This window comes from Aeribacillus sp. FSL K6-8394, from assembly GCF_038008865.1.
In the GTDB taxonomy this organism is placed as follows: Bacteria; Bacillota; Bacilli; order Bacillales; family Aeribacillaceae; genus Aeribacillus; species Aeribacillus composti.
The window spans coordinates 96,065-117,844 of record NZ_JBBPAA010000003.1 but is presented as its reverse complement, the minus strand read 5'-3'; the positions used below and the strand labels follow the sequence as shown (position 1 = coordinate 117,844).

At 38.9% G+C, this 21,780-nt stretch carries 20 protein-coding genes, 2 tRNA genes and 2 pseudogenes; 21 read left to right on the top strand and 3 right to left on the bottom strand.

Translation table 11 applies throughout. The features are described 5' to 3' along the window. Positions 1–26 precede the first annotated feature (26 nt). Together rsmG and noc are read left to right on the top strand one after the other, a co-directional pair. A complete protein-coding gene (gene rsmG, locus NSR00_RS17250; RefSeq protein WP_063387753.1) occupies positions 27–743 on the top strand; it encodes a 16S rRNA (guanine(527)-N(7))-methyltransferase RsmG in 717 nt (238 codons plus the stop codon). Between the two features lie 105 nt (positions 744–848). Beyond that, positions 849–1,691 carry a nucleoid occlusion protein gene (noc, locus tag NSR00_RS17245; RefSeq protein ID WP_340789961.1) on the top strand — a complete coding sequence of 281 codons (843 nt, stop codon included), beginning with the start codon at positions 849–851 and terminating at the stop codon, positions 1,689–1,691. Positions 1,692–1,953: 262 nt separating this feature from the next. On the opposite strand, the pseudogene NSR00_RS18195 reads toward noc, so the two are convergent. Both NSR00_RS18195 and NSR00_RS17240 read right to left on the bottom strand, forming a co-directional pair. Further along, a pseudogene (locus NSR00_RS18195) lies at positions 1,954–2,132 on the bottom strand (IS1634 family transposase); the annotation flags it as partial. A 15-nt stretch (positions 2,133–2,147) separates the two neighbouring features. Then, positions 2,148–2,327: pseudogene (locus tag NSR00_RS17240) on the bottom strand (IS1634 family transposase); the annotation flags it as partial. A gap of 909 nt (positions 2,328–3,236) precedes the next feature. On the opposite strand from NSR00_RS17240, the gene NSR00_RS17235 reads away from it, so the two are divergent. Next, positions 3,237–3,998 (top strand): ParA family protein, encoded by a 762-nt coding sequence (locus NSR00_RS17235; RefSeq protein ID WP_063387755.1) that lies wholly within the window; start codon positions 3,237–3,239, stop codon positions 3,996–3,998. Beyond that, positions 3,991–4,845 (top strand): ParB/RepB/Spo0J family partition protein, encoded by an 855-nt coding sequence (locus NSR00_RS17230; protein ID WP_063387756.1) that lies wholly within the window; start codon positions 3,991–3,993, stop codon positions 4,843–4,845. The genes NSR00_RS17235 and NSR00_RS17230 overlap by 8 nt, the downstream gene beginning before the upstream one ends. Before the next feature lie 13 nt (positions 4,846–4,858). Here NSR00_RS17230 and yyaC read toward each other — a convergent pair whose 3' ends face one another. Further along, the gene (gene yyaC, locus NSR00_RS17225; RefSeq protein WP_340789959.1) at positions 4,859–5,476 is read right to left on the bottom strand and encodes a spore protease YyaC; all 618 of its coding nucleotides are present in this window, start codon (positions 5,474–5,476) and stop codon (positions 4,859–4,861) included. 250 nt (positions 5,477–5,726) lie between these two features. Between yyaC and NSR00_RS17220 the strand changes: the two genes are divergently transcribed. The 17 genes from NSR00_RS17220 to NSR00_RS17140 all read left to right on the top strand — a co-directional run bounded on the left by NSR00_RS17220 (position 5,727) and on the right by NSR00_RS17140 (position 21,728). Then, the gene (locus NSR00_RS17220) at positions 5,727–5,933 is read left to right on the top strand and encodes a DUF951 domain-containing protein (protein ID WP_063387758.1); all 207 of its coding nucleotides are present in this window, start codon (positions 5,727–5,729) and stop codon (positions 5,931–5,933) included. A gap of 148 nt (positions 5,934–6,081) precedes the next feature. Further along, positions 6,082–7,179: a redox-regulated ATPase YchF gene (ychF, locus tag NSR00_RS17215; protein WP_063387759.1), complete on the top strand. Its 1,098-nt coding sequence runs from the start codon at positions 6,082–6,084 to the stop codon at positions 7,177–7,179. 103 nt (positions 7,180–7,282) lie between these two features. After that, positions 7,283–7,570 (top strand): 30S ribosomal protein S6, encoded by a 288-nt coding sequence (gene rpsF, locus NSR00_RS17210; protein WP_063387760.1) that lies wholly within the window; start codon positions 7,283–7,285, stop codon positions 7,568–7,570. A 66-nt stretch (positions 7,571–7,636) separates the two neighbouring features. Continuing rightward, complete coding sequence (gene ssb, locus NSR00_RS17205) at positions 7,637–8,134, top strand: single-stranded DNA-binding protein (RefSeq protein ID WP_340789958.1); 498 nt, start codon at positions 7,637–7,639, stop codon at positions 8,132–8,134. A 43-nt stretch (positions 8,135–8,177) separates the two neighbouring features. Next, entirely contained in the window at positions 8,178–8,414 is a 237-nt protein-coding gene (rpsR, locus tag NSR00_RS17200; protein WP_044748995.1) for a 30S ribosomal protein S18, read from the top strand. 126 nt (positions 8,415–8,540) lie between these two features. Beyond that, positions 8,541–9,467 (top strand): YybS family protein, encoded by a 927-nt coding sequence (locus NSR00_RS17195; protein WP_340789957.1) that lies wholly within the window; start codon positions 8,541–8,543, stop codon positions 9,465–9,467. 36 nt (positions 9,468–9,503) lie between these two features. Beyond that, positions 9,504–11,480 (top strand): DHH family phosphoesterase, encoded by a 1,977-nt coding sequence (locus NSR00_RS17190; RefSeq protein ID WP_340789954.1) that lies wholly within the window; start codon positions 9,504–9,506, stop codon positions 11,478–11,480. Beyond that, positions 11,477–11,923, top strand: a complete 447-nt coding sequence (rplI, locus tag NSR00_RS17185; protein ID WP_063387764.1) for a 50S ribosomal protein L9 — start codon at positions 11,477–11,479, stop codon at positions 11,921–11,923. Before NSR00_RS17190 ends, rplI begins: the two co-directional genes overlap by 4 nt. A gap of 114 nt (positions 11,924–12,037) precedes the next feature. Then, entirely contained in the window at positions 12,038–13,408 is a 1,371-nt protein-coding gene (gene dnaB, locus NSR00_RS17180; protein WP_063387765.1) for a replicative DNA helicase, read from the top strand. Positions 13,409–13,562: 154 nt separating this feature from the next. Beyond that, the gene (locus NSR00_RS17175; protein ID WP_063387766.1) at positions 13,563–14,855 is read left to right on the top strand and encodes an adenylosuccinate synthase; all 1,293 of its coding nucleotides are present in this window, start codon (positions 13,563–13,565) and stop codon (positions 14,853–14,855) included. Between the two features lie 815 nt (positions 14,856–15,670). Further along, a tRNA-Lys gene (locus tag NSR00_RS17170) sits at positions 15,671–15,746 on the top strand. A 104-nt stretch (positions 15,747–15,850) separates the two neighbouring features. Beyond that, a tRNA-Phe gene (locus NSR00_RS17165) sits at positions 15,851–15,923 on the top strand. Between the two features lie 310 nt (positions 15,924–16,233). After that, positions 16,234–16,947 (top strand): response regulator YycF, encoded by a 714-nt coding sequence (gene yycF, locus NSR00_RS17160; RefSeq protein ID WP_063387767.1) that lies wholly within the window; start codon positions 16,234–16,236, stop codon positions 16,945–16,947. A gap of 2 nt (positions 16,948–16,949) precedes the next feature. Next, positions 16,950–18,782, top strand: a complete 1,833-nt coding sequence (gene walK, locus NSR00_RS17155) for a cell wall metabolism sensor histidine kinase WalK (protein WP_340789953.1) — start codon at positions 16,950–16,952, stop codon at positions 18,780–18,782. Further along, on the top strand, positions 18,779–20,122 hold the full coding sequence (locus tag NSR00_RS17150) for a YycH family regulatory protein (RefSeq protein WP_340789952.1): 1,344 nt from the start codon (positions 18,779–18,781) through the stop codon (positions 20,120–20,122). Before walK ends, NSR00_RS17150 begins: the two co-directional genes overlap by 4 nt. Next, entirely contained in the window at positions 20,109–20,924 is an 816-nt protein-coding gene (locus tag NSR00_RS17145; RefSeq protein ID WP_063387770.1) for a two-component system regulatory protein YycI, read from the top strand. Before NSR00_RS17150 ends, NSR00_RS17145 begins: the two co-directional genes overlap by 14 nt. Before the next feature lie 9 nt (positions 20,925–20,933). Beyond that, on the top strand, positions 20,934–21,728 hold the full coding sequence (locus NSR00_RS17140; protein ID WP_340789951.1) for an MBL fold metallo-hydrolase: 795 nt from the start codon (positions 20,934–20,936) through the stop codon (positions 21,726–21,728). Positions 21,729–21,780 lie beyond the last annotated feature (52 nt).

The window sequence follows — 21,780 nt, the reverse complement described above, 5'->3', positions numbered from 1 at the left end:
TACAATGGAGACGAAAGGATAGAGCGATGGACAGTATTCAGTTTCAAACGTTGCTGGAGGAAAGAGGGATTTCGCTTTCCTCACAAGCATTGGAACAATTTGAAGCATATTTTAAGCTCCTAACGGAATGGAATGAAAAAGTGAATTTGACGTCCATAACGGATCGGACAGAAGTGTATATCAAACATTTTTATGATTCTATTTCGGCTGCTTTTTTTTATGATTTTAACAGACCTCTTTCCGTTTGCGATGTTGGAGCGGGTGCTGGTTTTCCCGGCATTCCGCTGAAAATTTGCTTTCCTCATTTGCAGTTGACAATCGTTGACTCTTTGAAAAAACGAATTACGTTTTTAGAGCATTTAACTGCTCAACTAAATTTGGAAAATGTCTTTTTATACCACGATCGTGCGGAAACGTTCGGTCAAAAGAAAATATTTCGGGAATCTTTTGATATCGTGACAGCTAGGGCTGTAGCACGATTATCCGTACTAAGTGAACTTTGTATCCCGCTCGTGAAAGTAAATGGTGATTTTTTGGCATTGAAGGCTCAATCGGTAAAAGAAGAATTAAAAGGGGCAAATAAAGCGATCTCATTATTTGGCGGACAAGTCCAGACGATTCATTCCTTTCAATTGCCCATTGAAAAAAGTCAGCGCAATATCATTGTGATTCATAAACATCGTGCTACTCCGAAAAAGTATCCTAGGAAGCCCGGCACACCAAATAAAATGCCTATTGAGTAACTTGTTCGAAAATAATATTTTTTGTTTGTCATTTTAAGCAGGAAATTTGTCTAGAAAACGAGAAATTTAATAAATGCTGGTAGTTTCTAAAGGTGGTGTCAGCATATGAAGCATCCTTTTTCTCGATTATTTGGCTTTGGGGAAAAAGATGTGACGGACTTTGAAGAAGAAAAAGATGTAAAAGAAGAAATTTTGCATATTCCTGTTGATGAGATCGTCCCTAATCCATTTCAGCCGAGAACTGTTTTTTCTGAAGATAAAATTGATGAATTGGCGCAAACAATCCGAACTCATGGCATTATACAGCCGATTGTTGTCAGAAAAACGGATGAACGGTATGAAATTATTGCCGGGGAAAGAAGATGGAGAGCTGTCAAAAAACTTGGATGGATGGAAATTCCGGCTATAGTAAAAAATTATAATGATAAAGAAACCGCTTCAATCGCCTTAATTGAAAACTTGCAGCGGGAAGAATTATCAGCCATTGAAGAAGCAGTTGCTTATGCAAAATTAATTGAACTCCATCAGCTGACTCAAGAAGCGCTAGCTCAAAGGCTTGGAAAAGGACAATCGACGATTGCCAATAAACTACGTCTGCTGAAGCTCCCAAAAGAAGTTCAAGAGGCATTGTTAAACAAATCCATTACGGAACGTCATGCGCGAGCACTCATTCCTTTAAAAGATCATGAATTGCAAATTAAATTGTTAAACGAAATTATTGAAAAACAGTTAAATGTTAAACAAACAGAAGATCGCGTAGTTAAAATGTTAGACCAAAAAGAAGAAAAGCAAAAACCGAAAAGAAAAGTGTTCAGCAGAGATACGAGAATTGCTTTGAATACGATTCGGAAATCTTTGACTATGGTGGCTGAAACAGGAGTTAAAATAGATTCAAAAGAAGAAGAATTTGAAAACTATATACAATTAACGATCAAAATTCCAAAATAACTCTTCACACTTTTTCGTGAAGAGTTTTTTATGTGCGCCCGGCATGTACATGAACTATAGGGTGTCAGTCCCGAACCCCGAAGACAGAAGTAGAGGTTAGCTCAACGAAAGGGTGTCCGTGGTGACGCGGAATCTGAAGGAAGCTGGAGGCAAAACACCGGTCCGAGGAACCCGAGTTCGACAGTGACTAGGCAAACAAAATGCCTCTCGACCCTTGATACAAAAGGGACGAGAGGCATTTGAGCACACTTCGGGCGTGTATCTAGGGGCGAGGATGGATGCCTAGGATCTTCGGAGGAGGTTTCAGCCCTAGAGCCGCAAAGAGTTGCGCTTGTTTGGCCGTCAGCTCGGTTCGTTGATCAAGGTCTCCGTTTTTGAAGAAAAATGTCCAAGCATAAGACGCTCGCATTCGTCCCTTACTTTCGGCCACGATTCATGAGTCAGGAGAAAGGATCACGAAATGCTTTTGGCCAGACGCTCCAAGACAGCGCGATCCACCTCGTCTTCGCGCCCAAACGAATCAATCACCTTCGTTTTCGCATATTTGACCTTCGGATCCAATTCGTTGTGAGCAAGCTGGAGATACGCCACGGTCGTTCCATCTTTATTTTTGCGTGTTACTTTCCGCATGTACATGCCTATATTATAAACGATATTTGGCTATTTTAAAAGGTTAATTTGTTAAGTCGTGTGCCTATGAAATTCAGCGTTTTTTTCTAGGATCCGCATCGTGAAATCCTTGATATTACAGCATTTTAACCATTTTCATTTGCCTAAAATGGTCTCAAAACTGTCGAACTCGGGAGGAACACGAACCTCATATAAGGCTAGGTATGATTGAGTGAGTTTGCAAAACAAAACAAAGCTCTTTCTGTCGAAGGTCATATCGAGTAAATGAGGCGGATAGATGGTGTGAAAGTGCATGTACTTACCCGGGGAGGTCTGGCGGATATGTGAAGTACTCTTCATAACCTACTTAGTGATAAGTAGCTGAACCGTCAGAAGTCAGCAGAGGTCATAGTATTAGTTGGTCTAGAACAACTAAGAAGGACCGAACAATTAAGAGAGAATAGCCCTTGGCATTCAGTGAGTCATGATGAACACAGAAAACGTAGTACCTCACTTGAGGGAGGAAGCGGTGAATCCCGTGGGAGACCTCTTGGAGGGTGGAGTGACCACTGGCATAAAGAGAACAGCTATTCACGGAAGTTATAAAGACTTGCGTCAATTATCTTAATGGAACCGCCGTATACGGAACCGTACGTACGGTGGTGTGAGAGGACGGGAGTTAATCGCTCCCTCCTACTCGATTATAAAAAAACTTAGCAAAAAGACTTGGACAGAATGTTCGACAGCAACAAATTATTTTCCGGGAAATACGACAATATTTTATTTTTTTCGAAAAAAGGATGAATTCCTAGCATTTCCACCTACAAAAGAAAAAAGTTTGTGAAACATCCCCAAAGATATCACCTACATTTAAGCATATTCGTGATAAAATAAAATACAATAGAACATTTGAAGTAGGAGAAAGCAGGTGACACCGTGTGTAAGATCATTTCCATAGCGAACCAAAAAGGCGGCGTTGGAAAAACAACAACTTCCGTTAACCTCGGAGCTTGCTTAGCATACACAGGAAAGCGGGTTCTATTAGTCGATATAGACCCTCAAGGTAATGCGACAAGTGGGGTTGGTATTGAAAAAGCGGATGTCGACCTTTGTGTGTATGATCTTTTAGTAGAGGATGCAGATGTAAAAAAAGTCATTAAAACAACACAGATTGAAAATCTTGATGTGATTCCAGCAACTATTCAACTTGCAGGTGCTGAAATTGAATTAGTTCCGACGATTTCCCGTGAAGTCCGATTAAAAAGAGCGCTTGAACCAGTGAAGCAGCAATACGATTACATATTAATTGATTGCCCGCCTTCGCTCGGACTTTTAACACTCAATGCGCTAACGGCTTCGGATTCGGTCATTATTCCAGTTCAATGCGAGTACTATGCTTTGGAAGGATTGAGCCAGCTGTTAAATACTATTCGGTTGGTTCAAAAACATTTGAATTCGGATTTGATGATTGAAGGTGTATTGCTGACAATGCTTGATGCGCGGACTAATTTAGGCATTCAAGTAATTGATGAGGTAAAAAAATACTTTCAAGACAAAGTGTATCAAACCATTATTCCACGAAATGTGCGGCTTAGTGAAGCACCGAGCCATGGACAGCCTATTATCCTTTATGATTCAAGATCCAAAGGAGCAGAGGTTTATTTAGAATTAGCAAAGGAAGTGGTGGCAAATGGCTAGAGGATTAGGGAAAGGAATTAATGCACTTTTTGCCAATTTAGAACTGAATAAGGAAGAAGTGGTGCAAGATATTAAAATAGGGGATTTACGTCCAAATCCTTATCAACCGCGAAAAACATTTGACCCTGGTTCGATTGAAGAGCTTAAGCAATCCATTTTGCAGCACGGAATTTTACAGCCGCTGATAGTCCGAAAGAGCATAAAAGGCTATGAAATTGTAGTCGGTGAACGCCGTTATCGAGCAGCAAAAGAAGCGAAGCTTAAGACAGTTCCGGCAGTTGTGAAAGAGTTGACAGATGAGCAAATGATGGAAATCGCTCTATTAGAAAATTTGCAAAGGGAAGATTTAACCCCGATTGAAGAGGCGAAAGCGTACCAATCGCTTTTGGAGCATTTAAACATTACACAAGAAGAATTGGCAAAACGTCTTGGCAAAAGCCGTCCGCATATTGCCAATCATTTGCGGCTCCTAAGCCTTCCACCGTTCGTCCAAACATTGATATCTGAAGGCAAGCTATCAATGGGTCATGGGAGAACATTGCTTGGCATAAAGAAAAAAGAGAAACTTGAATATTTAGTGAATAAAATTTTAAAAGAAAATTTAAATGTCCGGCAAGTAGAACAGTTAGTGCAGCAGATGAATGAAAGTGTTTCACGTGAAACAAAGAAAAAGATAGAGAAAAAAGATGCTTTTATACGTGAACAAGAATCGTTTTTACGAGAAAAATTTGGAACATCCGTTTCCATTAAGCAGCAAAAGAAGAAAGGGAAAATAGAGATTGAGTTTTTTTCGAAAGAAGATTTGGTGCGTATTTTAGAACTGTTGGATGTAAAAGTATCATCTTGATGTTGAAGAACAGCTAAAATTCAAATCCTCTTCGAAATAGCGATACGTTTGATTGTTCAGATTCTCTTATAGAATTGAAGGCATTGATCAAACTTGCTGAGATGACGTCAGCCATGCTCATAACAAGATGGAGCCTCGTATTTTGCAAAACAAAAAACTCCATAAAGCCGCTGACATTAACGATTCCGGTGATGTGCATATCTCCGACCGCCGGAAGCGATTTGTTGACAGCTGCACCTGGCTTTAAGGGACCTTCCGCTACTTGAAAAGAACCAATGTTTTGATAGAGACCTAAACAAGCATCCACAGCAATGATGAAGGGATGTTCGAACTGATTGTTTATCGTCTCAATCGTTTCTCCTAAATTGACAGCATGAACCGGAGATTTCAAAGTCCCAAATATATGAACATGAGTTGAATTTTGTTCCATTAGCTTCGTCCCGACTATCGGACCTAACGCATCTCCTGTTGAACGATCTGTTCCAATGCATAAAACGACGATGGAATCTTGATGTTCTTTTGGTATAAGACTTCCAATTTTTAGTGATAATTTAGTAACAGCATCTGTATGATGATAAAAGATTCTTTCTTTTTCTTTTTTATAAGGGAAAAAATTTGTTTTTATATTCATCAGCCATTCACCCCCTGAAATAGTATTACCAGTATACGGAATATTTAAATTTTCTATACCTAAAAATGAATAGTGTTTATACCTTCAAACGGGATTGGCTTGATGAAAGGTACAAATCAAATACAAAACTTGTTAAAATAAATCTATCATGGCGCCATCTAAGTATAGATGGCTTTTCGCTTTAACTAAAAAGATATACTGTATGTTTGCTATAAATGGAATATTTAAGGAAGGGATGATGACGGCTTAGATGGTTAACAAGGAATTTGACCTTTATGATATTGTTGAAATGAAGAAACCTCATCCTTGCGGAGAAAATCGCTGGAAAGTGATCCGAATGGGAATGGATATCCGTATTAAATGTGAAGGTTGCAGCCATAGTGTTCTCATGCCGAGAAAAGAATTTGTAAGAAAGATGAAAAAAGTCATTGAAAAACATAGTGAGAAGCAACAATGAAAGACTGCTGCCTTAAATCGGCAGTCTTTTTTTTATAGAGCTGATCGATTTGGAGGATGAAAGCTTGTCATTTTTCTTGTTCCTATCTATAATGGGTGAAGATTAGTTGATGAGATAGTGTCCGTACAAAAAGAGGAGTGGAAAATTCATGGGATTAACTGCTGGTATTGTTGGTCTTCCGAATGTTGGAAAATCAACGCTGTTTAATGCGATCACACAAGCGGGGGCCGAGAGTGCGAACTATCCGTTTTGCACCATTGATCCGAACGTAGGAATTGTTGAAGTGCCTGATTATCGCCTGCAAAAGCTTTCAGAATTATTTAAGCCGAAAAGAACGGTTCCGACAACATTTGAATTTACTGATATTGCAGGAATTGTCAAAGGGGCAAGCAAGGGAGAAGGTCTTGGCAATAAATTTTTGTCTCACATTCGCCAAGTGGATGCAATTTGCCATGTTGTTCGCTGTTTTGATGATGAAAATATTACGCATGTTGACGGAAAAGTGGATCCGATTGCAGATATTGAAACAATTAACATCGAGTTAATTTTGGCCGATTTGGAAACAGTTGATAAACGGATCGATCGCGTTGCCAAAATAGCAAAACAAAAAGACAAGCAAGCTATGTTTGAATATGAAATTTTAATGAAGTTAAAAGAAGCGTTTGAAAATGAAAAGCCCGCCCGTTCTGTTTCATTCACGGAAGAACAGATGAAATATGTAAAACAGCTTCATTTGCTCACCATTAAACCTGTACTTTATGTAGCAAATGTTAGTGAGGAAGATATATCCTCTGGAAGTAATGAATATGTGGAAAAAGTGCGCAAATATGTTGCTGCGGAAAATGCCGAAGTAATTGTCGTATGTGCAAAAATTGAATCTGAAATGGTCGAGCTTGATTCGGAAGAAAAAGAAATGTTTTTGCAGGAGCTTGGAATTCAGGAATCTGGTTTAGATCAATTAATTAAAGCATCTTACAGCTTGCTGGGACTCGCCACATATTTTACTGCTGGGGAACAAGAGGTTCGGGCATGGACGTTCCGCAAAGGAATGAAAGCACCTGAGTGCGCAGGCATCATTCATTCTGATTTTGAACGGGGATTTATTCGGGCCGAAACAGTTTCCTATACAGACTTAATTGAGGCAGGTTCGATGGCTGCTGCAAGAGAAGCTGGAAAGGTTCGATTGGAAGGAAAAGATTACGAGGTTCAAGACGGAGATATTATTCATTTTCGATTTAATGTCTAATGTTGCGAGATCAATAAAATTTTGCTATAATTTTGGTTTGTGAGTAATGATAATTACTCCTTGCCCGAATTGGGCCGTCAAGACCAAAAGGAGGTGTAAGAGAATGAGAAAATACGAAATTATGTATATTATCCGTCCAAATATTGAAGAGGATGCTAAAAAAGAGCTAGTTGAGCGTTTTAACGGCATTCTTGTGAACAATGGTGCGGAGATTACAGAGGTGAAGGAATGGGGAAAACGCCGTCTCGCTTATGAAATTAAAGACTTCCGAGATGGTATTTACATGATTTTAAACGTTCAAGCTTCACCTCAAGCGGTTGAAGAATTTAACCGTTTGGCAAGAATCAATGAAGATATTTTACGTCATATCATTGTTAAAGAAGAAGAGTAATTTGTTCCAATATACGTGTTAAAATGGTAATATCATCTTAAAAGACATTTTAGGAGTGGTTCTGAAATGATGAATCGTGTCGTTTTGGTCGGTCGGCTTACAAGAGATCCCGAATTACGATACACGCCCAGCGGTGTAGCCGTTGCAACCTTTACATTGGCAGTTAATCGAAATTTTACAAATCAGCAAGGGGAACGCGAAGCAGATTTTATCAACTGTGTCGTTTGGCGGCGTCCTGCGGAAAACGTAGCCAACTATTTAAAAAAAGGCAGCCTTGCGGGTGTTGATGGCCGTCTTCAAACACGCAGCTATGAAGATCAAACGGGAAGAAGAGTATTTGTAACAGAAGTTGTGGCGGACAGTGTTCAATTTTTAGAACCGAAGAGTGCCGCAGCCGGGAATAATTCGGGATTTTTTGCAGGAAATCAAGGAAATGCAAATCCATATGGCGGTGCACCATTTGATCCAAACCGGAATAATCAGAACCACCAAAACTTTGACGATGATCCATTTGCTAATGATGGACAACCGATTGATATTTCAGATGATGATTTACCATTTTAACCGATTGTACGCCTAGATAAATGTAAAGAAGGGAGGAATTGTAATGGCTGGACGCAGAGGCCGCGGTAAACGCCGGAAAGTGTGCTATTTCACAGCAAACGGCATTACGCACATTGATTACAAAGATGTTGATTTGCTTAAAAAATTCATTTCTGAACGCGGAAAAATTTTGCCTCGCCGTGTAACAGGAACGAGTGCAAAATATCAACGGAAATTAACAGTTGCCATTAAACGGGCCCGTCAAATGGCATTGCTTCCTTATGTTGCAGATGATAAATAAGAAATTTCAAAGGCAGCAAGGTGAATCCCTTGTTGCTTTTTTCTTGTCCGTTAAATGAAACCATGATTTGATTGTTTAAAAAGTCTAGATTAAAATAATGGTATGAGTCTTGATTGAGGTGAGTCTGTGAAACGTACGAATGTTTTAACAGAAGGTGCTATATTCGTTGCTATTTATACCGTTTTTCTATTAATTACTTTATATGTTCCGATATTAAGCGTTATATCAATATTTTTCCTTTCGACGCCGTTTATTATTTTCGGTATCCGCCACGGAATCAAGCAGTCTTTTGTTTTATTATTAGCATCAATCGTGATGACATTTTTGGTCGGCTCCATCGTTTCGCTGCCGATTGGGCTCATGTTCAGTGTGACAGGTATCATAATGGCATACTTTTATCGTCAAAAACGGCAGCTGTTTGCGTTAATAGGCGGCACCATTTCATTGCTCATCAATTTTGTTCTTGATTATGCGTTATCAATTGTTTTTTTGGGCGTTGATCTTTTTAGTGATGTTATACAACAAACCAAGTCTTCAGTAAGGGAAACATTAGCCGCATTCCCTTCAATGGATGAAGAAATGAAAAAAACAATGATGGAGCAAATGAACGAGCAGTTTGATTTATTAATGAACTTGCTTCCGAGCATGTTTGTCATTGTGTCATTTATGTTAGCCGTGATTATACATATATTGAACATTGGAATTATAAAAAGATTAAAATTGAATGTTGGAACAATCACCCCTTTCCGCGACTGGAAATTTCCAAAAAGTATTATTTGGTATTATTTAATCGCCATTCTCCTTATGCTTATCAATTTGCCTAAAGAATCTTTCTTAAATAACGCGCTTTACAATATTGTGTTTGTTTTACAGACTGTGCTTTTAATTCAAGGGTTTTCCTTTATTTTTTATTTTTGTCATGTGAAAAAACTTTCGAAAGCAGTGCCGGTATTGATTGTAATTGGAACATTTATTTTGCCAATTCTTCTTTATCCAGTACGAATATTGGGAATCATTGATTTAGGGTTTAATCTCCGCGAAAAAATACGTTAGGCCTTGGTTCGTTCTTTTTGCAAGGAGCTGAATAAAATGCCGAGTTTTTTTGAAAAACCTTTATTCTTTTACCCGTTATACGCACTCATCGGCGTAATAGCGGCAATGATCGGTTTTCTGTTATTTTATAATTGGGTGATTGGCTGTATTAGCGCAATCGTTGCAGGTTGTCTGTTGTTTTTTTTCTTTTATGCTGTTAAACGATTGAAATTGGAATTGGAACATTCTATTTCTGATTTAACGTTTCGTTTGAAAAAAGCTGGCGATGAAGTTTTTATGAAGATGCCGATTGGCATTATGCTTATCAACGATCAATTTGCAGTGGAATGGGTCAATCCATTTTTAGCTTCATATTTTAAGAACGACAAGCTGGTCGGTCGTCCTCTTGACGAAATTTCTGAAACATTAAAAGTGTTATTTCAAAAAGGGATAGATTCCGATATCGTGACTCTTCAAAATCGTAAATTTCGCGTCATTGTCAAAAAAGAAGAAAGGCTTCTTTATTTTTTTGATGAAACGGACCAAACGGAACTAAAAAAGCAGTATGAAAGCGAACGGATTGTTTTAGCTTATATATTTTTAGATAATTATGATGAAATTGCACAAGGGCTCGACGATCAAAAGCGGAGCAATTTAAACAGTCTTGTGACATCCATATTAAATAAATGGGCAGTCGATAACGGTATTTTTTTAAAAAGAATTTCCTCTGAACGTTTTATTGCGGTTTTTAATGAAAAAATTTTGGCTGAGCTTGAAAAAACGAAATTTTCTATTTTAGATGAAGTCAGAGAAAAAGCGGTTATTCAAAATGTTTCTCTCACCTTAAGCATCGGGATTGGAGCCGGCATTAAAGATCTGTCTGAATTGGGGCATCTGGCGCAGTCGAGTCTAGATCTTGCCTTAGGCCGCGGAGGAGACCAAGTTACTATTAAACGGGGAAATGGCAAGGTTAAATTTTACGGCGGACAAACAAATCCGATCGAAAAACGCACACGCGTTAGAGCTCGAGTGATTTCCCATGCATTAAAAGAAATCATTCGTGAAAGTGATAAAGTATTTATTATGGGTCATAAAAATCCTGACATGGATTCAATTGGTTCAGCAATAGGAATATTGAAGGTGGCGCAAATCAATCATAAAGAAGGTTTTATTGTTGTAAACTATGAAGAATTCGGCCAAGGACTTCAAAAGCTTGTGGAGGAAGTAAAGAAGGATGCTGAGTTATGGTCCAGATTCATTACTCCGGATGAAGCCCTGAATATTGCAACAGATCATTCTCTTCTCGTGATTCTAGATACGAATAAACCTTCAATGGTGGCTGAACAAAAATTGCTGAGCGAAATTGACCATGTAGTAGTCATTGACCATCATCGCAGGGGAGAAGAATTTATTCAAGATCCACTGCTTGTTTATATAGAACCTTATGCATCATCTACATCTGAACTTGTTACGGAAATTTTAGTATATCAGCCTGCAGAATTTAAAATGAGTACAATAGAGGCAACTGCATTGTTGGCAGGTATTACGGTAGATACAAAATGCTTCACGCTTCGAACAGGCTCTAGAACATTTGATGCGGCGTCTTATTTGCGATCAAAAGGAGCGGATACAATCCTTGTCCAAAAATTGTTGAAAGAGGATATTCAACAATTTGTTCAACGTGCCAAGTTCATTCAAAACACAGAGATTATGAATAATGGGGTTGCAATAGCAAAAGCAGATCGAGAAGATGAATATTACGATCAAGTGATCATTGCTCAGGCAGCTGACACTCTTTTATCAATGAACGGCGTATTGGCGTCGTTTGTCATTGCGAAGCGTGATGAACATACAGTCGGTATTAGTGCTAGATCATTGGGCGATTTTAATGTTCAATTAATAATGGAAGCACTTGGAGGTGGAGGGCATTTAACAAATGCCGCGACCCAGTTGGAGCATGTTACGATAAATGAAGCAGAAAAACGATTAAAAGAAGCTGTTCAACAATATTTAGAAGGGAGAAATGAAGAATGAAAGTGATTTTTTTACAAGATGTAAAGGGGAAAGGGAAAAAAGGTGAAGTAAAAAATGTAGCTGACGGCTATGCCCAAAATTATCTTTTTAAAAAAGGTTTGGCTGTTGAAGCGACGAGTGCCAATTTAAAACAGCTGGAAGCGCAAAAGAAAAAAGAAGAAAAAGAGGCAGCGGAAGAATTAGCGCAGGCAAAAAAATTAAAAGAACAGCTTGAAAAAATCACGGTTGAATTAAAAGCGAAAGCCGGTGAGGGCGGAAGATTATTTGGTTCTGTAACAAGCAAACAAATTGCTGATCAATTAAAAAAAGCACATAATATTCAAATCGATAAACGGAAAATTGATCTTCCAGATGCGATTCGTTCTTTAGGCTATACAAATGTTCCGATTAAGCTTCATTCGGAAGTGACGGCGACGTTAAAGGTACATGTTACAGAAGAATAATGGCAAGGAGCAATGTGGTATTATGGAAAGAAGTTGATCTTGAAGTAATGCCACATTTCTCTTTATACTTTTTGGAGAAAAAATTTATGTGTCCACGGTAAGGCGGTGATCATCTTGAATGATCTTCTGGTCAGTGATCGAATTCCACCACAAAATATAGAAGCAGAGCAGGCAGTGCTTGGGGCAATTTTTTTAGAACCTGAAGCGCTTATGTTAGCTTCCGAAATATTAGTTCCTGAAGATTTTTATCGATCCAGCCATCAAAAGATTTTTCAATCGATGTTGAGGCTTTCGGAAAAAGGAGAGCCCGTCGATTTAGTAACTGTGACAAAAGACTTGGCGGATGCGAAAATTTTGGAAGAGGTTGGCGGGGTTTCTTATTTAAGCGATTTAGCGGGATCCGTTCCTACAGCAGCAAATATCGAATATTATGCGAAAATTGTTGAAGAAAAATCGATATTGAGAAGACTTATACGAACAGCAACGGCTATAGCTCAAGAAGGCTATAATCGGGAAGACGATGTGGAAACACTTTTAACAGAAGCCGAAAAAAGCATCATGGAAGTGGCGCAGCGGAGAAAAGCCGGATTGTTTCAAAACATTAAAGATATTCTTGTTCGAACATACGATAAAATTGAAATGCTCCACAATCGCAAAGGGGAAATTACAGGAATTCCTACAGGCTTTTCCGAATTGGATCGTATGACGGCCGGTTTTCAGCGAAATGATTTAATTATCGTAGCGGCCCGCCCGTCTGTCGGTAAAACTGCATTTGCCTTAAACATCGCTCAAAATGTTGCGACGAAAACGGACGAAAATGTAGCGATTTTTAGCTTGGAAATGGGTGCGGAACAGCTTGTCATGCGTATGCTTTGCGCAGAAGGAAACATAGATGCCCAAAATTTGCGAACGGGAAATTTAACCCCGGATGATTGGGGAAAGTTGACGATGGCAATGGGGAGTTTATCAAATGCCGGCATTTATATTGATGATACACCTGGCATAAGAGTGAGTGATATTCGCGCCAAATGCAGACGGTTAAAACAGGAAAAGGGCCTTGGTTTAATTATCATAGATTATTTGCAATTAATTCAAGGAAGCGGGCGGAATCGGGAAAACCGCCAGCAGGAAGTTTCGGAAATATCAAGATCTCTTAAGGCTTTGGCACGTGAATTGGAAGTGCCGGTCATCGCATTATCCCAGCTATCACGAAGCGTCGAGCAGCGTCAAGATAAACGCCCGATGATGTCAGATATTCGGGAGTCCGGTAGTATTGAGCAGGATGCAGATATCGTCGCCTTTTTATACAGAGATGATTACTACAATACGGAATCAGAAAACAAAAATATTATTGAAATCATTATAGCCAAGCAGCGGAACGGCCCTGTAGGAACTGTTCAGCTTGCATTTGTAAAAGAATATAATAAATTTGTAAATCTTGAAAGAAGATATGAAGACGATCATATTCCTCCTGCTGTCTCTTGATGAGGCAGTTGTTTTTTGTAAGTATCTTATATAACACGAACAAAATATTTAATAATAAAGTGAACGTTCGGATTTTATTGACTCTACTTGCTACAATTGGTAGAATAAACTTGTTTCTTTGTATTGGATTTTTGGTGAACACGGAGGTGCACACATGTCATCAGTTGTTGTTGTTGGTACACAATGGGGGGATGAAGGAAAAGGGAAGATAACCGATTTCCTTTCTCAAAATGCGGAAGTGATCGCCCGTTACCAAGGTGGAAACAATGCTGGCCATACAATCAAATTTAACGGTGAAACATATAAACTGCATTTAATCCCATCCGGTATTTTTTATCAAGATAAAATTTGTGTCATCGGAAACGGAATGGTTGTCGATCCTAAAGCGCTGGTAGAAGAGTTGAACGGTTTGCATAAACGGGGAATTCAAACAAATAATCTGCGAATTTCCAACCGCGCTCACGTCATTTTGCCTTATCATTTAAAATTGGATGAAGTGGAAGAAGAACGAAAAGGAGCCAACAAGATCGGGACGACGAAAAAAGGAATAGGTCCAGCCTATATGGATAAAGCAGCCCGTATTGGCATCCGCATCGCCGATTTATTGGATCGTGAAGTCTTTGAAGAAAAATTGAGAAGAAATTTAGAAGAAAAAAATCGCCTGTTTGAAAAAGTATACGAAGTTGAAGGGTTTAAACTGGAAGAGATTTTAAATGAATACTACGAGTACGGCCAACAAATCAAACAATATGTATGCGACACATCTGTTGTGCTGAACGACGCGCTTGATGAAGGACGCCGTGTTTTATTTGAAGGCGCTCAAGGTGTTATGCTTGATATCGATCAAGGTACATATCCTTTTGTTACATCTTCCAATCCAGTAGCAGGCGGTGTGACAATTGGAGCAGGTGTAGGTCCTACGAAAATTAAACATGTTGTCGGCGTATCAAAAGCTTATACAACTCGTGTAGGAGACGGTCCGTTTCCGACAGAGCTCCACGATGAAATTGGCGATCAAATTCGTGAAGTTGGACGGGAATATGGCACAACAACAGGACGTCCGCGTCGAGTGGGCTGGTTTGACAGCGTTGTTGTTCGCCATGCGCGCCGGGTAAGCGGAATAACTGATTTATCTTTAAATTCCATCGATGTATTGACAGGAATCGAAACATTAAAAATATGCATCGCCTACAAATACAAAGGTGAAATTTTAGAAGAATTTCCAGCAAGTTTAAAAGTACTTGCACAGTGCGAACCTGTCTATGAGGAATTGCCGGGTTGGAAGGAAGACATTACGGGGGCAAAAAGCTTGGACGATCTTCCTGACAATGCACGCCATTATGTTGAACGGATTTCCCAGTTAACAGGTATCCCACTTTCCATCTTTTCAGTTGGTCCAGATCGTTCACAAACAAATGTTGTCCGCAGTGTATACAGTCCAATATAATAAACTTGGAGGGATCGGCTGTTCCCTCTTTTTTTGTGAAATTAAAAAAAATCGTTGTTTTGTCCCTCTAGAAATGATATTATTATACACGTCTTGAGAAAAATGAGCGTATTGGCTCCGAACTGTTCGCACAATGCATCCATCATCCTCGAAAAATCAGGAAGAGGAAGGGACATCTGACAAATGAAAAATGGATTAGATAGAAAAAAATTTTTTTATGAGCCATTAGCTCAGTCGGTAGAGCAACGAGCAAGGCTTCATCGAATAGGCGACGAGTTGTCCCGATGCATCTAACATCCTCGAAAAAGCCGGAAGAGGAAGGGACATCTGACAAATTTTAAAATGGATTAGAAGAAAAAAAATTTTTATGAGCCATTAGCTCAGTCGGTAGAGCAACGAGCAAAGCTTCATCGAATAAGCGACGAGTTGTCCCGACGCATCCATCATCCTCGAAAAAGCCGGAAGAGGAAGGGACATCTGACAAATGAAAAATGGATTAGAAGAAAAAGTTTTTTATGAGCCATTAGCTCAGTCGGTAGAGCAACGAGCAAGGCTTCATCGAATAGGCGACGAGTTGTCCCGACGCATCTAACATCCTCGAAAAAGCCGGAAGAGGAAGGGACATCTGACAAATTTTAAAATGGATTAGAAGAAAAAAAATTTTATGAGCCATTAGCTCAGTCGGTAGAGCAACGAACAAGGCTTCATCGAATAGGCGACGAGTTGTCCCGACGCATCTAACATCCTCGAAAAAGCCGGAAGAGGAAGGGACATCTGACAAATTTTAAAATGGATTAGAAGAAAAAAAATTTTATGAGCCATTAGCTCAGTCGGTAGAGCATCTGACTTTTAATCAGAGGGTCGGAGGTTCGAATCCTCCATGGCTCACCATTACAATCGAGAAATATTATACAAGCTGCCTCACATTCGAGAATCCACATATATGAAAGGCTTGAGAGAGGGAAAAAGAGTTCGCATTCTTGAAAACTTTATACGGCTCGGTAGCTCAGTCGGTAGAGCAAAGGACTGAAAATCCTTGTGTCGGCGGTTCGATTCCGTCCCGAGCCACTTCATACGCACGGTTTATCCGTGCTATTTTTGGTTATAAGTAAGTTAAACCAAAATTGGTAACATTTGTGGTTGTAAATAGAAATTTGATTTCTCATCTCAAGCTGTTACAATAAGATAAAAATTGATATAATAGGCTTGATAGGAATTTACAGGGGGTTTACTCTAAGTTCCAAAACCTATTGAATTTAAGACCTCTAGCAATAGCTAGGGGTTTTCTGCTTGTTTTTTCCATTTGTATTGAAAGTTGATGATGAGATGAATGTAATCGTGATAAAGTAAAGTTAATAGATCAAAAGGGGAGAAAATGATGGAAAATAAAAAAATATTAGTTGTTGATGACGAAAAACCAATTGCAGATATATTAGAGTTTAATCTTAAAAAAGAAGGTTTTGATGTATACTGTGCTTATGATGGAACAAGCGCGATTGAAATGGTGGAAGAAATTAAACCTGACTTGATATTGTTAGATATTATGCTTCCCAGCAAGGATGGAATGGAAGTGTGCCGGGAAGTCCGAAAAAAATATGAAATGCCGATTATTATGTTGACTGCGAAAGATTCAGAAATCGATAAAGTGCTTGGTCTGGAGCTTGGTGCTGATGATTATGTGACAAAACCATTCAGCACAAGGGAGCTCTTGGCAAGGGTAAAGGCAAATTTACGAAGACAGCAAACAAATGCTGCAAGGGAAGCGGCTTCTGAACAGTCGGAAATTCAAATCGGCTCTCTCGTTATTCATCCTGATGCATATGTCGTTTCAAAACGGGGAGAAACGATCGAGCTTACTCATCGTGAGTTTGAATTGCTTCACTATTTAGCGAAGCACATTGGACAGGTCATGACCCGAGAGCATTTGCTGCAAACCGTTTGGGGATATGACTATTTCGGAGACGTCAGAACTGTAGATGTCACGGTTAGAAGACTTAGGGAAAAAATTGAAGACAACCCAAGCCATCCAATATGGATTGTGACAAGAAGAGGGGTAGGTTATTATTTGCGCAATCCTGAACAGGAGCAGTGAACATGTATAGCAGTCGAGTGAGTTTTTTCCGTTCGATACATTTTAAAATTGTGCTGATCTATGTGCTTCTGATTATTTTGGCTATGCAAATCATCGGTATTTACTTCGTTAAGGAATTGGAATCTTCTCTTATAGAAAATTTTAAATCTTCCCTTTCGCAGCGGATTGATTTGCTGGCTTACCAGATTGAGCAAGCGATGACGAATGAAGAAGTGGACGAATCATTGAATATGGAAGATGAGATATCTGCTATTTTGCAAGATTTTAAACGGGAGGAAATTCATGAAGTTCGCGTAGTGGACCAAGATGCGCGTGTCATCGGGACATCTGATTATAACAAAGATGTGATCGGGAAAAGAACAACTGAAAATATGATTAAACGGACTTTAATCGTCGGTTCGCCTGAAAGCAATATTTTGCTTGATCCGCAAACGAAGCATCGAATGTACGTATCAGCGACTCCGATCGTCACAGATTATAAACGAGAAACAATTGGCGTTGTTTATGTCGTTGCCTCAATGGAGGAAGTTTTTTCACAATTGCGGACGATTAACAAAATTTTTGCAACAGGCACAGGGATGTCCCTTCTTATTACCGCGGCGCTAGGAATTTTTCTTGCCCGCACTATAACCCGTCCGTTGTCAGATATGAGAAGGCAAGCGTTGGAGCTGGCAAAAGGGAATTTTTCCAGAAAAGTAAAAGTGTATGGAGAAGATGAAATTGGACAGCTTGCATTAACGTTCAATCATCTCACAGAAAAATTGGAGGAAGCACAGGAAACAACTGAAGAAGAGCGCAGAAAGCTGGCGTCTATTATTACTCATATGACAGAAGGTGTCATAGCTACAGATCGGCATGGAAAAGTAATTGTCATGAACAATCCGGCCCATGAAATGTTGAATGTTTCACGTGAAACAGCCTTAGGAAAATCAATTGTGGAGCTTTTAGATTTAACGGATGAATGTACTTTTGAAGATTTAGTGAACCAGCAAGAACCGATGCTGTTAGATTTCAGCACAAAGGAAAAACCGTATATATTACGAATCAGCTTTTCTACAATACAAATTGATGAAGATCATATTAACGGATTGATTGCAGTAGTTTACGATGTAACAGAGCAGGAACGAATCAACCAAGAGCGGCGTGAATTTGTCGCAAACGTTTCTCATGAGCTGCGGACGCCGCTTACTACAATGCGCAGTTATTTGGAAGCATTGGCGGAAGGGGCTTGGAAAGACGAAACGATCGCACCAAAATTTTTACAAGTGACGCAAAACGAAACGGAGCGGATGATTAGGCTGGTTAATGACTTGCTCCAGCTATCAAAACTAGATAGTAAAGATTATCAATTAAATAAAGACATGGTGAATTTCACAGACTTTTTCCACAAAATTATTGACCGTTTTGAAATGTCTAAGCAGCAGCATGTCACATTTGTACGAAACATTCCGAAAAAAAGCCTTTATGTAGAAATTGAACCCGATAAAATTACGCAAGTGCTCGATAATATTATTTCCAATGCTTTGAAATATTCTCCTGAAGGCGGAAAAATCTCTTTTCAAGTAAAAGAACAAGTTGACCATATTGAAGTCAGTGTAAAAGATGAAGGCATTGGAATTCCAAAAGAAAGTGTGAAAAAAATTTTTGAACGTTTTTATCGTGTTGATAAGGCTAGATCACGCAAAATGGGCGGAACCGGTCTTGGTCTTGCAATTGCAAAAGAGATGGTGGAAGCACACGGAGGAGAAATTTGGGTGGAAAGTGAAGAAGGAAAAGGCACGACTGTATTTTTCACATTGCCATATGAACAGAACCAAGAGGATGATTGGCTATGAACCGGGAAACGATAAAATCCATTATTTTAACATTTTTAGTGCTGACAAGTTTATTCTTCACCTGGAATATTTGGACATATCAGCCAAACTACGGGGAAATTTCGAACTCCAACTATATTGAAAACAACCCGTTAAGCAATGTAACAAAAAAGCCTTATGAAGTCGTGCAGCCGGATCATATTATGATTCATGAAAAAATAAAACATTACGCAACTTATGACGAAATCGTCATCGAAAGAATTTGGAAGGATATCCGTCAGTGGGAGCTAGAAGAATTCAAAAATATTTCTGGAGAGATTGAAAAGCAATATGGTTTTAATCAATGGATAAACAGGGAAATACATAATTCAACCCCTAACTTTGAAGTTATTTTTAACGACTCGATTCCGATGTCAGCCCTCTTATCAATAACCGACTGGACGGATGAAGAAGATTTCAATATAGAATTTGATCGGATTTACATTCCTCTGACAAACGAGAAAGCGAACCGAAAGCTTTATTTAGTCGACTACGAGCATAAATATGTTGTAGAAGCACAGGTGAAAACCGCTTTAAGCAATTTGTGGACGGAAGTGTATAAAGAAAAAGAAAACTTTGAAAGCTACGTGTTTTGGAACGGATTATTTTTGCCTGAAAAGCCGTTTCCGATTCATCGCCTTCAATATTTTACAAAATCAATGAGCGGTGAGCAGTTTAAAAATGCATTGTTTAGTGATCCAAGTTATGTAAAACGGGATGTCAATGCTTCCGAATTTGTGTATACAGACAGCTCCCGTCAGCTTGTCATCAACGAAGATAAAGAAAGGGTTGTTTACGTTAATCCGACAATTGACCAGTCTTTAACGACGGAAAAAGGAAAATTGATCTTGCAGAGCATTGATTTTTTGAACAAACATGGCGGTTGGCTGTCAGGATTAAATGATTATCGCTTCGAAAAAACGGATCAAGAACAGAAAATTTATTTTCGTCTAACGGTTCGAAATTTGCCAGTATTTTCGTTCAGCGATTCGCATTATTCGATCACGACGATTATGCAAAGCTGGGGAAAGAATGATATTGCCTTATATCAGCGTCCGTTATTTTATTTGGATGGTTTTATCCGGGAAGATAAAACGACTTTACCTAAAGCAGCAGATATAATTGAAGCTATTAAGGATAATCCAAGCATTGAAGCCGACAAAATAAAACGTATTTTTCCCGCTTATGACATACAACAGTCGTCACGGCAAAATATCGTAAATTTGGAGCCGATATGGTGCATTGAACTCGAAAACGATAAATATCAAAGGCTGAATGTGAAAAAAGCGGGTAAAGGAGGGGAAGGTATTGGATTGGAGTAAAACGAAAACGGTGTTTATTATTGCCTTCCTGATCCTTGATATTTATTTAGCTTTTCAGTATGTTGAAAAAATCAAAAGCTCCAAATATGATATGATCACGAAAACGACGATTGAAGAGCAGTTTGCAGCGGAAAATATACAATTTGGGAAGCTTCCAAAAGAAGTAATAGAAGGTTCTTATATAACGGCTGAAAGCAAAATATTTAAGGAAGAAGAAATCGAACAACTGAAAAATCAAAAGCCGATGCTGCCTGATGAGGAGTTGACTCGTTCGGTAACAAAGCTTCGGATGAGTTTTGACAAACCGATTCCAATTGTAGGAGAAAATATCGAAAATAAGATCAAGCAAATTTTAACGACACAAATCATTGCGGGCAGTCAATACAAGTTTTGGCGCTACAGCAAAGAAACAAGGGAAATTATTTGTCTGCAGGAATACAAAGGAAAAATTATTTTTCAAGATGTAAGTGATGGAATCGGTATGATTGTCTTTTATTTAAATGATAAAAATGAAATTGTGTCTTATCAGCAAACATTGCTAGAAGATATAAAAGAATTGGAGAAGCAGGAAATATTGCCTGCGATTAAAGCATTGGAAGCTCTTTATGAAAAAAATGATTTGAAATCTAACAGTAAAGTAACCGATGTAGAATACGGATATTACACACAATACCCGCTGTCGGAACAGCAAATTTTGGCTCCGACATGGCATGTAGTTGTCAATAAAACAGAAGATTATTATGTGAATGCATTGGAAGGTCAGGTCATTAAACCGGAGAAAGAGAATAATAATTTGGAGTGAGTGAAGGAAATGAGCCTTAATTTCAGTGTTCTCGCGAGCGGCAGCACAGGGAATGCCATTTATGTAGAAACAGATGAACATTCCCTGTTAATCGATGCAGGATTAAGTGGTAAACAAATGGAAAATTTGTTTCAAGAAATTCAACGGGACATAAAAAATTTAAGCGGTATATTAGTCACCCATGAGCATAGCGATCACATCAAGGGACTTGGAATTTTAGCGAGAAAATACGAAATTCCGATTTTCGCGAATGAAAAAACATGGAAAGCAATGGAGAGAGAAATCGGCGAAATTCATTTAGAACAAAAGTTTACTTTTGAAATCGGCGAAACGAAATCGTTTGGAAGTTTAGAGGTTGAATCATTTGGCGTTTCCCATGATGCAGCAGAACCAATGTTTTTTGTGTTTCACCACCGTGGAAAAAAACTAGCGTTAATTACTGATACTGGATATGTAAGCGACAGAATGAAAGGGATCATACGCGGTGCAGATGTTTTTATTTTTGAAAGCAACCATGACGTAGAAATGCTGCGAATGTGCCGGTATCCTTGGAATGTAAAACGAAGAATTTTATCTGATGTTGGACATGTTTCAAATGAAGATGCTGCACTTGCCATGGCCGATGTCATTGGCGACAAGACGAGACGAATTTATTTGGCGCATTTAAGCAAAGAAAATAATATGAAAGAGCTCGCACGAATGTCTGTCCAGCAAGTATTAGAGAAAAAAGGATTCGTTGTCGGAGAACAATTTGAATTATATGATACAGATCCAAAGAAACCGACTCCGCTTGTAGCTGTTTAAATGTTTGAATTTCTCCATCGTTGGGTATGTTAATGTTGTCATATATTTTTCC

Coding starts and splice junctions, on each gene's coding strand:
- NSR00_RS17190 (WP_340789954.1), top strand. CDS start 9,504: ATGCCGAGTTTTTTTGAAAAACCTTTATTCTTTTACCCGTTATACGCA.
- noc (WP_340789961.1), top strand. CDS start 849: ATGAAGCATCCTTTTTCTCGATTATTTGGCTTTGGGGAAAAAGATGTG.
- ssb (WP_340789958.1), top strand. CDS start 7,637: ATGATGAATCGTGTCGTTTTGGTCGGTCGGCTTACAAGAGATCCCGAA.
- NSR00_RS17220 (WP_063387758.1), top strand. CDS start 5,727: ATGGTTAACAAGGAATTTGACCTTTATGATATTGTTGAAATGAAGAAA.
- rplI (WP_063387764.1), top strand. CDS start 11,477: ATGAAAGTGATTTTTTTACAAGATGTAAAGGGGAAAGGGAAAAAAGGT.
- yycF (WP_063387767.1), top strand. CDS start 16,234: ATGGAAAATAAAAAAATATTAGTTGTTGATGACGAAAAACCAATTGCA.
- rpsF (WP_063387760.1), top strand. CDS start 7,283: ATGAGAAAATACGAAATTATGTATATTATCCGTCCAAATATTGAAGAG.
- NSR00_RS17175 (WP_063387766.1), top strand. CDS start 13,563: ATGTCATCAGTTGTTGTTGTTGGTACACAATGGGGGGATGAAGGAAAA.
- yyaC (WP_340789959.1), bottom strand. CDS start 5,476: ATGAATATAAAAACAAATTTTTTCCCTTATAAAAAAGAAAAAGAAAGA.
- rsmG (WP_063387753.1), top strand. CDS start 27: ATGGACAGTATTCAGTTTCAAACGTTGCTGGAGGAAAGAGGGATTTCG.
- NSR00_RS17230 (WP_063387756.1), top strand. CDS start 3,991: ATGGCTAGAGGATTAGGGAAAGGAATTAATGCACTTTTTGCCAATTTA.
- ychF (WP_063387759.1), top strand. CDS start 6,082: ATGGGATTAACTGCTGGTATTGTTGGTCTTCCGAATGTTGGAAAATCA.
- NSR00_RS17140 (WP_340789951.1), top strand. CDS start 20,934: ATGAGCCTTAATTTCAGTGTTCTCGCGAGCGGCAGCACAGGGAATGCC.
- NSR00_RS17150 (WP_340789952.1), top strand. CDS start 18,779: ATGAACCGGGAAACGATAAAATCCATTATTTTAACATTTTTAGTGCTG.
- walK (WP_340789953.1), top strand. CDS start 16,950: ATGTATAGCAGTCGAGTGAGTTTTTTCCGTTCGATACATTTTAAAATT.
- rpsR (WP_044748995.1), top strand. CDS start 8,178: ATGGCTGGACGCAGAGGCCGCGGTAAACGCCGGAAAGTGTGCTATTTC.